At 49.8% G+C, this 11,390-nt stretch carries 10 protein-coding genes; 7 read left to right on the top strand and 3 right to left on the bottom strand.

The genetic code is table 11. The features are described from left to right. The first annotated feature begins 269 nt into the window (after positions 1-269). On the top strand, positions 270-737 hold the full coding sequence (locus JW883_10290; GenBank protein ID MBN1842654.1) for a SoxR reducing system RseC family protein: 468 nt from the start codon (positions 270-272) through the stop codon (positions 735-737). A gap of 370 nt (positions 738-1,107) precedes the next feature. Here the strand turns inward: JW883_10290 and JW883_10285 are convergent, their stop codons facing one another. Together JW883_10285 and dksA are read right to left on the bottom strand one after the other, a co-directional pair. Then, complete coding sequence (locus JW883_10285) at positions 1,108-1,980, bottom strand: PHP domain-containing protein (protein MBN1842653.1); 873 nt, start codon at positions 1,978-1,980, stop codon at positions 1,108-1,110. A 20-nt stretch (positions 1,981-2,000) separates the two neighbouring features. Further along, positions 2,001-2,363, bottom strand: coding sequence for an RNA polymerase-binding protein DksA (gene dksA, locus JW883_10280; protein ID MBN1842652.1), 363 nt, complete (start codon positions 2,361-2,363; stop codon positions 2,001-2,003). A gap of 643 nt (positions 2,364-3,006) precedes the next feature. Here dksA and JW883_10275 point away from each other — a divergent pair. The 6 genes from JW883_10275 (at position 3,007) to lsrF (ending at position 10,732) form a co-directional block, all read left to right on the top strand. Then, complete coding sequence (locus tag JW883_10275) at positions 3,007-5,133, top strand: hypothetical protein (protein MBN1842651.1); 2,127 nt, start codon at positions 3,007-3,009, stop codon at positions 5,131-5,133. Positions 5,134-5,156: 23 nt separating this feature from the next. Further along, the gene (gene amrS / locus JW883_10270) at positions 5,157-6,278 is read left to right on the top strand and encodes an AmmeMemoRadiSam system radical SAM enzyme (GenBank protein MBN1842650.1); all 1,122 of its coding nucleotides are present in this window, start codon (positions 5,157-5,159) and stop codon (positions 6,276-6,278) included. 11 nt (positions 6,279-6,289) lie between these two features. Continuing rightward, on the top strand, positions 6,290-7,750 hold the full coding sequence (gene amrB / locus JW883_10265) for an AmmeMemoRadiSam system protein B (protein MBN1842649.1): 1,461 nt from the start codon (positions 6,290-6,292) through the stop codon (positions 7,748-7,750). Between the two features lie 20 nt (positions 7,751-7,770). Beyond that, positions 7,771-8,433 carry a PilZ domain-containing protein gene (locus JW883_10260; GenBank protein ID MBN1842648.1) on the top strand — a complete coding sequence of 221 codons (663 nt, stop codon included), beginning with the start codon at positions 7,771-7,773 and terminating at the stop codon, positions 8,431-8,433. 99 nt (positions 8,434-8,532) lie between these two features. Further along, positions 8,533-9,561, top strand: a complete 1,029-nt coding sequence (locus JW883_10255) for a zinc-dependent dehydrogenase (GenBank protein ID MBN1842647.1) — start codon at positions 8,533-8,535, stop codon at positions 9,559-9,561. 280 nt (positions 9,562-9,841) lie between these two features. Then, complete coding sequence (gene lsrF, locus JW883_10250; protein MBN1842646.1) at positions 9,842-10,732, top strand: 3-hydroxy-5-phosphonooxypentane-2,4-dione thiolase; 891 nt, start codon at positions 9,842-9,844, stop codon at positions 10,730-10,732. A 439-nt stretch (positions 10,733-11,171) separates the two neighbouring features. Here lsrF and JW883_10245 read toward each other — a convergent pair. Continuing rightward, positions 11,172-11,390 (bottom strand): hypothetical protein (locus JW883_10245; GenBank protein MBN1842645.1); only part of this gene is annotated, 219 nt, incomplete at its 5' end.

The following is an 11,390-nucleotide window of genomic DNA, read 5'->3' as shown; positions in this document are numbered from 1 at the left end:
GGAGGGCGAATAGCAAGCTATTTAACCGACGAGCAACGCAGCCAGGCGGGATGGACCTGCCTGCCGGCAGGCAGGTCGGCGCATCAACATGTGAAGTTATTTTTGAGCGAGCCCTTAGGGGCTTCGCCCCCAATTGAAATGTTGGAATAGTGGAATGATGGCATAATGGATTCCTATATTCTCAATAAGTTGTAGAAGTTCCAAGGCGTTACCCCCCTTACAGGTTTTGGGGGTTTGCCGACTAAATCAAAGACGGTAGACGAAGGAATATGGCACAGCTTATAACTAAGACTGGAATTGTAAGGGCAATCCACGGCCCAATGGCAGTGGCGGTAACCCAGCGTGAGCCGGAATGCGAGAGTTGCAAGGCCAGGCATAGCTGTGAAGCCCTCGGAGGATCCGGCTCCAATGTAGAGGTAAGGGCCCGCAACACAGCCGGGGCTCAGGTGGGAGACACCGTGACGATAGGCCTGCGAAGCGCTTCCCTGCTCAAAGTTTCGTTTTACATTTACACGGTACCGATATTGGCGCTTATTGGGGGCATGCTTTCCGGATACTTGCTGGCAAAGATATTCTCACTCGGCGAGGATCTGATGGTGGGTATCGTGGCAGGACTTGCACTTGCCTGTTCATTCGTGTGGCTTGGCAAAAAAGGACGTGAACTTTCCAGAAGACAGGAGTTTACGCCTGAAATTATAGCAAAAAAAAGCCCTGAAAAGACCATATCGCTTTCATAATCCCAGTCACCGTGCATCACGAATATCAAGAAAGCTATCCCTAAACGTAAATGTTCACAGGTTACATTTATGCCGCACGGAATTGTTTTGAAAGATGAACGTCGAACATCGAACGTCCAACGTCGAATGAAAAACGAATATCCAATACCGAACATTCAACGGTTATTTCTGTTTCTTTTCAGCCCTTCGACTCCGCTCAGGGTCGTGAGCCTGTCGAACGGCCGTTTTGATACTCGTAACGAAAATCTTAATCAGTTCTTCTGTTTCCTCCGCGCAGCGCAGGCGCTTGCGCCGCGTGTTTTCCCATTCAACATTCGATGTTGGACGTTCGATGTTCGATGTTCATTTTTTTGTAACCGTGAATGGTTGCCTAAACTTTAACGATACTCTTCTTGAGTTCCTCTACAAGTCTGTAGGGAATGCGCAGATTTCCTTTTCCAATCCCAAGGTGAATATCTGGCTTTGCCGTGCCATGAAAATCCGTCCCCCCTGTGAGCAACAGGCCGTGGCGGAGCGCAAGCCTCTCGTAGCGGTTCTTGTGTTCGAGGGTGTGATCAGAATTGTAGACTTCCACTCCTTTTAGTCCGGCTTGCTTCAAGTCAACTAGAATACTCTCCAATTCCGTCTCGTTTTTTGCATTAAGCGTGAACGGGTGGGCCAGCACGGGAACTCCTCCTGCCTGCGAAATCATCTGGATAGCCTCAGCAGGCAAAAGTCGATACCTGGAAACATATGCACCCCCCCCTTTTCTTAAGAATTTCTTAAAGGCCTCATCAACACTCTGAACAACCCCTTTGTGAACCAATACTTGAGCAATGTGGGGCCTTCCAACCTGTCCCCCGCCCGAAACCTCAATGACCTCATTATATCGTATGTCCACTCCAAGGTCTTGGAGCTTTCCAACGATCTTGAGATTTCTCTTCGCCCGTGCGTCTTGCACGGTTTTAAGAGTTCCCCTCAAGGCCGAATCGTCTACCCGAATAAGATAACCCAGAATATGCATGGTGCCGCGGGGGAAATCGGCGCTGATTTCAATGCCGGAAAGAATTTCGACAGAATGGGAGCGGGGGAGGCTTAAGGCCTCGGCTGAACCGTCAACAGTATCATGGTCTGTAATGGCTACAGCCCTGAGGCCAATCTTCCGGGCTGCTTCAATGATCTCCAGAGGTGAAAACGAACCGTCAGAAGCAGTCGAGTGGATGTGAAGGTCAATACAACCGGAGTTTCGGAAGGCTATATCCATGGGAGGAGACCGGCAGCCCGCTATACCCCGAGAGCGTTTTCCCTTGCTTCTTCCTCGGTTTTGCAATCAATACACTGGGTGGTAACTGGTCGAGCCTTCAAACGTTTGAGGGTTATTTCCCCGCCACAGGTCTCGCAAATTCCGTAAGTGCCGTTGTCGATTCGCTCAAGGGCCTGCCTTATCTTGGCGATGAGCTTCCGCTCTCTGTCTCGTATGCGAAGGGTGAAGTTGCGGTCCGATTCCAAGGCTGCCCGATCTGTCGGATCAGGGAAACTAGGCTTCTCATCCGTCATACCGGATACTGTGCCACTTGCCTCGGCCAGCAAGGTTTGTAAACGTTCGGTCAAATGGTTCTTGAAATATTCCAGGTCCTTCTTTTTCATCCCAATACCTGCTTAACAAGTATACGCCAAGGAGAGAAAAAATGCATTGCATTCAGCATCTCAGTTAGGTATTTTATATAAGTAAGGGAATTCACTGAATGAATGCTAATTTAAAAAAAAATAAATAGCACAATATGGCGATTTTGTAAAGATAAAAGTTGACCCTGCCACAGTAACGTCAAAGTAGACTCTAACTTGGTCAAATCTGGAGGATTTGCTCTGCCAATAACGGGACTCAAATACGTACTGTTCTCAAGGCGTCAGCCACAAATCCGAATATCAAAATCCGAATATCAAATGACTGAAACAGTTCGGACACTTATACAATACTTACAGGATGTTGACATCTTTTGAACCAAGTTCTCAACAAGTTCGGGTTCTCGTCATTGCGAGCGAAGCGCCCGCCCTGCCCGCCCTGGCGCGACAGAAGCTGGACAATGCCACGGAGAGAAACACCCGGTCTGGGCCAGGGTCTGGGCCAGGGAAGCAATCTCCTTGGTAGCACAGAGATTGCGTCGTAGCTAACGCTCCTCGCAATGACCCGAAATCACAGTTTCAGGGAATTACCACGACTTATTGAGATGTTACGTTTTGAATTGTGTCATTACTGATTAAGCAAGAATGCGCCTGACATAATATTCCAATGGCAATACACAAAGGCTATACGGCCAAGAGAAGATTCTGGATCTGTCTCTTGGCCCTGGGAACTTCATCTATCTCCGTTCAGCTTGTCATGATCCGCGAGGTCATGTCCAGCTTTTGCGGTAATGAATTAGTCATAGGGCTGGTCCTTGGTGTATGGCTTCTCTTTACAGGCCTTGGCAGCGCCCTTGGCATACCGCTGGCAAAGACGAGAAGGCCGGAAAGAACGCTTTTTTGCGGTCATCTCCTCATAGCGCTTATACCCTTTGCCCAGGTTGCGGCTATTCGAGCCCTTCCTCTTTTTTGGGTCCGGGGTGAAATGCTCGGTTTGACTTCGGCCATTTTCTCGAGCGCCTCGATCCTCGTGCCTTATTGTCTTGTAGCAGGTGCGATGATACCCGTAGCAGGGGCTCTCCTTCAAGGCAAGGAGACCACAAGCAAGGTATATATTGCCGACACCATTGGTGATATTGCCGGCGGGCTCATATTTAGCCTCGTCTTTGTTTATACCCTTTCCCACTGGGACAGCCTGGTTTGCCTTGGGTTGCTGAACCTCCTTGCCGCAGCCGTGATGACCTCATATGCGGGAATTCCCGTCTTGGTGGTGCTGGGGTTAGGCATGCTGACAGCCAGGCCCCTTCATATGTCCACTCTTTCCTGGCGTTTTCCCGGTCAAAAGGTCATCGTGCATAAAAATACGCCCTTTGCGCAGCTCACGATTTCTAAAACCGATCAGCAGATCAATGTCCTCCAAGACGCCATCCCCCTGTTCTCAACAGGGAATCTTGACATGGAGGCCGTGGCCCATCTTCCGCTCTGCCAGGTTGAGCAAAAATCCAATATTCTTTTGATTGCCGGGGGCGTCTTTGGAACCATTCAGAAAATCGCCGAGCACAGACCAAACCGCATAGATTACGTGGAACTCGATCCTGCTATCCTTGACCTGGATACCCTTATTGGCTGCAGCCTTTCCCATCCCTTTGTCCATGTCCATGTTGGTGACGGCCGCCTTTTTGTGAAAAAAGCAGCAACAAAATATGACGCCATCATTATCGACCTTCCAGATCCGGAAAATGCGCAACTCAACCGCTTCTACAGCCAGGAGTTTTTTCGTGAGGTAAAATCGATCCTAACTCCGGAAGGAGTCTTTTCCTTTACGCTTATAGGTGCTGAAAACTACCTTGAAGAAAAGGGGATGGCCGTCAACCGATCCGTTTACGCGGCCCTGAAAAGTGTTTTCAGGCATCTGCTCGTCTTTCCTGGAATTACCCACCACTATCTGGCCTCTGATGCTCGTTTAACGACCAATATCGCAGACGTACTGGCTAAACGCAAGATAGCCACCAGGCGTCTGGTAGATTATGAGCTCCCCACCATAACCGATCCGTTCCGCATGGACGTTCTCAGCCGTCTCCTGGCTGAACAAGCCCTCCCGCCTAACAGAGACCTGTCTCCTGCTGCCTTCGGACACCTCATGGATATGTGGCTAAAAAAATCCGGGAGCCAAAAGATATTTCTTTACGTCATGTTTGTATTGATCTTGGTATTTGCGGCCCTTTCATGCCGCAGGAACGTAATCGGTTTTACAATCATGACCTCAGGATACGCAGGCATGGCCTTTGAATTGTCCCTTCTCCTCCTCTTTCAGGTCATATACGGCTATGTATATTTGCGGATCTGCATATTTATCACCCTCTTTATGATAGGGTCTGCACTGGGGGCCTTTATGTCCGGAAGGATAAGAAGGAGTAACTCCTGGCAGATCCTTGTCACAGACTCCGGCCTTGTTCTGTTGGCGGCGCTGGCCTGCATTGCGGGTGCGGGTGGGATTGGCGGAAAAAGCCAGGCCTATTTGTTTGCCATGCAGTACGTAGTGATTCCGTCTCTGATCTTTTGCGTGGCCTTTGCGGCCGGGTGTCAGTTCTCGGCTGCCTCCCGCTTGGCCCATGGGAGCGAGGCAGAAATCACGGGACGCCTCTATGTGGCAGATCTTGCGGGTGCTGCCTGCGGTACTATATTGACAGGACTGCTGTTTCTTCCTAAAATTGGAATTATTGGCGTATTGATCTCAGTCCTTGTGCTTAAGGGCCTGAGCTTTGGTCTCAATATTGTGTCGCGATGGCCTTAGAAACTATTTTCAAAGGAATGCCCATGGAAACATCCCGCAGAGATTTCATAAAGACCACATTTTGCGCAACCTGTGGCGCTTTGGTCCTTCCGTGGCATTTTGCATGGGCCAAAGAGGACTTTTCTCCCACAGACCCACATGTAAAGGAGGCCTATTTTTACAGTCAACTCGATAATGGCAAGGTGCGGTGTGACACCTGTCCCCACGAATGCGTGGTCCTTCCCGGCAACCGCGGAAGATGCCTGACCAAGGTGAACATAGGGGGAAAACTCTATAGCATTTCTTATGCAAACCCTTGCGTTGTCCATGTTGACCCTGTGGAGAAAAAGCCGCTGCTGCATTTTCATCCCGGAAGCAAGGCCTTTTCTCTTGCAGTAGCCGGATGCAACTTCCACTGCCTGAACTGCCAGAACTGGGAGATATCTCAAACAAGCCCGGACAAGACGCGCAATCAGAATATGTCTCCGGACGAAGTCGTGTTGATGGCTTCCGGTTACGGGTGCAAAAGCATTGCTTATACTTATTCTGAGGCCACGACGTTTTATGAATACATGGTCGACATATCGGCCAAGGCGAAAAAGGTGGGGATTAAGAATATCTGGGTAAGCAATGCATACATTAGTCAAGCCGCCCTGAACAGGCTATGTGATGTGATAGATGCGGCCAGTGTGAATCTCAAGAGTTTTTCAGACAAGATCTATTGGGACTTAAACGGCGGGCATCTTGAGCCTGTCCTTGAAACCTTCAAGACCCTTCACCGACGAGGGGTTTGGATGGAGATTATCAATCTGGTCATTCCCACTTACACAGACGATCTGGAAATGACAAAAAAAATGTGCGGCTGGATTCTGGATAACCTTGGATCTGAATATCCCCTTCATTTTTCCAGATTCTTTCCCCAGTACAAGCTTATCCGTCTCCCGCCCACGCCGGTGGAGGTCTTGGAAAAGGCCAAGGAGATAGCTTTGAAAGAAGGTCTCAATCACGTTTACATCGGCAATGTGCCTGGTGGGTGTGACAAGACCATATGTCCCAACTGCAGGCGTACTGTGGTTCAAAGAAGGGGTTACACGGTTGTAGCAAACCTGATAGACAAGGGAAAATGCAAGTTTTGCGGAATCCCCATTAGCGGCACGTGGGATTGACAATGATGATAATGAAAAGACTCGGACTCATCGCTCTTATCCTGGCATTGGCAATCGGTTGGACGTGGAAATCCTTGTGCGCCTCTGACGAAACCAGCACAACAGTGCGACCACCGGCTGTAGCCGGCCTATTCTATCCTAAAAAGCACGATGAGCTTGGACAGACAGTCCGAAGCCTCTTGAAAGATGCCTCAGGCATTAAGGTTGCGGGAAAAATCCGAGGACTGGTTGTTCCCCATGCGGGATATATCTATTCAGGTATTGTGGCTGCTGCGGGATACACACAGATAGACCCGGCTACAAAGACGGTTATACTTCTTGGCCCCAGCCACCGGGCCCCTTTGAGGGATGCATCCATTCCTAACGTCAAGGCTTACCAAACACCACTGGGACAAGTCCCCCTGGCAAAGCTTGCTTTCACCCTCCGAAAACTGCCGCTCTTTGAATATGTCCCTCAAGCTCACGAAAGGGAACATTCCCTCGAGGTTCAACTCCCCTTCCTGCAAGTGATGCTGGGGGATTTTGAAATCGTTCCTATCCTGACAAACAGCTCAGACCCAGAGGCCCTCGCTAGCGCGCTCGTCCAGCATATTGATGAAGACACTCTGGTTGTGGCCAGTTCGGATCTTTCCCACTTCTATTCTTACGACACGGCTGTCACCCTGGACCGAATCTGCACTGAAGCCATCACCGGCTTCATATTTTCTGACATGCCTCTGTGCGAGGCCTGTGGCAAGCAGGCTGTTTTGACTCTCATGCATATTGCCAAGGCTAAAGGCTGGGGTGGCATATTTATTGATTACAAGAATTCCGGCGACACCGCAGGAGGCAGAAACCGTGTGGTCGGTTACGCGAGCATCGCCTTTGTAGACAGAAAGGAGGGATCAACAAAAATGAAAGCAAACCTGTCTGCCCAGGACAGAAAGGCCCTCCTGAGGCTTGCCCGTTCTGCCGTTGAGGCAAAGCTTGTAAGAGGCGCCAAGGTGGAAAGGCCTGGGTTGTCTTCTCCAGCATTGACAGAAAAGAGAGGCTGCTTTGTTACACTGCACAAACATGGCCAACTTCGAGGATGCATAGGCACCATTGAGCCTGTCTCATCCCTTGTGGAATGCGTGGAAGAAAACGCTCAAAGCGCTGCCTTTCGAGATCCGAGATTTTCCTCCTTGAAGGCAGACGAACTCTCTGAGATAGACATTGAGGTCAGTGTCTTGACTGTACCGGAAAAACTCAACTTCAAGGATGGAGAGGATCTCAAGAGTGAACTTGAGCCCCTCGTTCACGGTGTCATTCTCTCGAGGGGCCCTAACAGATCGACCTTTCTTCCCCAGGTCTGGAAGCAGCTTCCAGACAAAGAGCAGTTTCTTGAGCATCTCTGTCTTAAAGGCGGCATGTCCTCAAAGGCATGGCAAGACCCGAAAACAAAGGTAAAAGTGTATCAGGCTGAGGTCTTCGGGGAAGAGGATTTCGAATAGTTTCCAGAAAGGAGCATCCAGTGTCGGGCGAACGAGCTTCTGAAATATTGACACATTTTGGTCAAATACTCAGACACGACATGACCATATTCTTGCAGCGAAGAGCTGAAACTGAAGATATCAAGCATCCGCTAAAGGTCGTTGGATGGATAGCCGGCAAGTTCTTCCTGACAACCTGTCCCTACGAAAACGGTATTCGACTCAAACTCGAAAGCGGGGCGACATATAACGTAATCTATATCAGCCGAGGAAGGGTTTACGGTTTCACAGCACATCTTTTCAGGGAAATCCAGACCATGGTTCCTTTGCTCCTGTTCGGTTACCCGGATGTTGTGGAAAGCGTCGAACTCCGCAAGGAACCTCGCTACACAACCTTTTTTGCGGCCGATCTCGGGTCTGAAAGCAGTGAGATTCTGGAGTTATTCAAGGGTACTGTCGTGAACCTCAGCAAGTCGGGCTGCCTGGTCAAGCTAAAGCAAGTAACCGCGTGGAATGTGGGTGAAGAGGTGAACATATCCTTTGATATGCCAACAGATAACCTAGAATATGATATTCTATGTATCATACGTTGCGTCAAACGGTCGAAAGACAACGACACACTTGGCTTGGAGTTCCTGAATGCGCCGGAAGAATTCAGAAATCAGGTTGATGTGGTGGCTTCAATTGCTGAAGAAGCGTTATAATCAGAGACACACGAAAAGTTATGTCTTTCGAGAGTGCTTTGCGGGTATAACACAGGCCGGTAAAGCTTCAAGCCACAGGTCCACCAGAGGAAATAAGACATGCGCGTAGCCATGTACTACAACAATAAGGATATCCGGATAGAGGAAATCCCCACTCCAGAAATCGGCCGGGGTGAACTCCTGGTGCGTATAGAGGCCAGCGGCATCTGTGGCAGCGATGTAATGGAATGGTACCGAATCAAAAAGGCGCCTCTGGTTCTTGGCCACGAGATTGCCGGACAAGTGGTCCAAGTCGAGGAAGGAGTTAATAGATACAAGAAAGGAGATCGGGTGGTTGCGTCGCACCACGTTCCCTGCAACACCTGCCGTTTCTGCCTCAGGGGACATCACACGGTGTGTGATACGCTTCGCCGAACTAATTTTGATCCTGGGGGCTTTGCTGAATATGTGCGATTGCCTGCGATCAATGTGGACCGGGGCGTATATCTCATTCCCCATGGAGTATCCTTTGAGGAGGCGAGTTTCGCAGAGCCGCTCGCCTGTGTGTGGCGTGCACAAGAGACAGCAGGGATTGGGCCTGGTGACACGGTGGTGGTAATCGGAAGCGGCATAGCGGGCCTGCTCCACATTCAGCTTGCCTGTGCTCTTGGTGCAACCCGGGTGGTCGCCACGGATATCAGCGAGGACCGCTTGAGAGCGGCCAAGAGGTTTGGAGCAGACGCAACGATTCATGCCAAGGAAGATATTGTGTCTGAGGTACGTCGGATTAATGATGGCTGGCTGGCAGACAAGGTGATGGTATGTACCGGCGCTGTGTCGGCGAATTTGCAGGCTCTCCAACTGGTGGAACGGGGAGGTACAGTGCTTTTTTTTGCTCCCACGGATCCTGGCGTTAAGGTTCCGGTATCCATCAACGATCTCTTCTTTAGAAACGACGTTGTCCTTATGACTTCCTATGCGGGAAGCCCAGCGGATCACGTAACCGCCCTTGAGCTCATTCGTGCTCGCCGTGTGCGCGTCAGTGAGATGATTTCACATCGGCTGAGCCTGGCAGAGACGGGCAAAGGCTTTAAATTGGTGGCCGAGGCCAGGGATTCGATTAAGGTTATCATCGAACCACAAAGATAGTGACCTCCAATCTGATCGGTTGAACTATAGTCCTTCAGAAAAAAATTTTGGGGTTGTCGATTTTGTCAGAAAGTGCGAGTTCGTGCTCTATTCCAGACAGATACTGGATTCTAGATGCTAGATACTGGATTAAGGATTGGAAATTGTACGGTTTATCCAGTATCAAGTGACCAGTATCTAGTATCTGGCGGTTATTCCTGAGGAAGTTCCAACAAGAGATATACTCCTATTTGAGCCAAAAGCATTATCCTGGAATCTATGGTTGAAGGAGGAAAAGACTATGCCGGATGCAGAAGAAATTTTGGAAGCAAGGGATGTGTCAGAGATGGCATGGGAGGATGCGAGTGTCAATGAGAAGTCCATCAAGGGGGCTGATAACATTGGCTGGGGGATGAGAAATCGCCTGTCCCGGCTGATCAAGCCGGATGGACACTGCCAGTTTCTTCCCATAGACCATGGGTATTTCCAGGGCCCCACCAGGTGTCTTGAGAGACCTGGCGAAACCATCAGAGACCTTGTCCCTTATGCCGACGGTCTGTTTGTGACCAGAGGGGTTCTACGCACCTGCGTGGCCCCTGACATTGACACGCCAATCATCTTGAGGGTTTCGGGGGGCACCAGTGTTATCGGCAAAGACCTCTCCGACGAAATCATAACCACCTCCGTAGAAGAAATGATCCGGCTCAACGTGGCGGCAGTGGGGCTTTCCATTTTTGTTGGAAGTGATTACGAAAAACAAGCCCTGGAGTCCCTGGCCTTATTGGTCAATGAGTGTGAAGATTATGGAATACCGGTTATGGCTGTTACGGCAGTCGGCAAAGAACTCGAAAAACGAACCGCACGCTACCTGGCCCTGTCCTGCCGTATCGCGGCTGAATTGGGCGCAAAGCTCGTAAAAACCTACTACTGCGCCGAAGACTTCGAAAAGGTGACCAATGGATGCCCGGTACCGGTAGTCATGGCAGGTGGACCAAAATGCGAGACCGAGCTGGAAGTCTTTGACTTTGTTTATGATGGTATGCAGAAGGGCGCCATTGGGGTCAACTTAGGAAGAAACGTCTGGCAAAACCCACACCCGTTAGCCATGATGAGGGCGCTAAACGCCGTTGTCCACGATGGTGTCACGCCAAAACAGGCATTCGATCTGTTCAAGAGCCTTCAAAATGCCTGAAGACTTCAATAACTTTTGTCTTCAAATGGCGCCCCTGACGGCCAGTGTTTTGAAAAACCATGCGCAATACGCGCCAAGTCTACTGCAGGAGGAAAGGAAATTTACGCCAAACTCTGGTGGCCACCCATGTCAGAACAAAAATATCAAAACCCAATCGCAAAGATTCCTGCCTTAACCAGCATTAAAGATACTTGGCACTATTTAGTTTTTGGGATCTTCAAAGTCGAATCGTGTTTAAACGGATATCTAAACAGGAGGGAAGCATTACACGCCTGTGGAGCCGTGTGGATATTTTTGCTGCTAGATTCCGAGAGGTGAATTCATATGATGGATAGTTGTGTTCAAAACAAGCCTCCGATGAACCTATTTATTGAGGACACAAGATGTAGTGTAGACATGCAAACGGCCGAAGGCAGAAGCATTGCTGCTCTGAATTTCTTTAGGCTTCAGATGGCCTTTGGCGCAGATTTAGGTCCGGCACTCTTCGTCCAAATTTAGTTACGGTTTTTTCCCGTCGCTCTACCTCCTCGGCAGAAGGTGCCTCAGCAGATCCTTGCACAACGAGGTTTTTCTTCTTTACAAGATTTCCATAGATGACCTTCAGACGTGCTCTTTGCCTCTTAACACAGGAGGGGATGGAAGCCAGGTTTTCTCCCTG

The sequence above is a fragment of the Deltaproteobacteria bacterium genome (assembly GCA_016930875.1).
GTDB lineage: Bacteria > Desulfobacterota > Desulfobacteria > Desulfobacterales.
The sequence above is the reverse complement of the archived record's forward strand: the minus strand, read 5'-3'. Positions and strand labels throughout refer to the sequence as shown.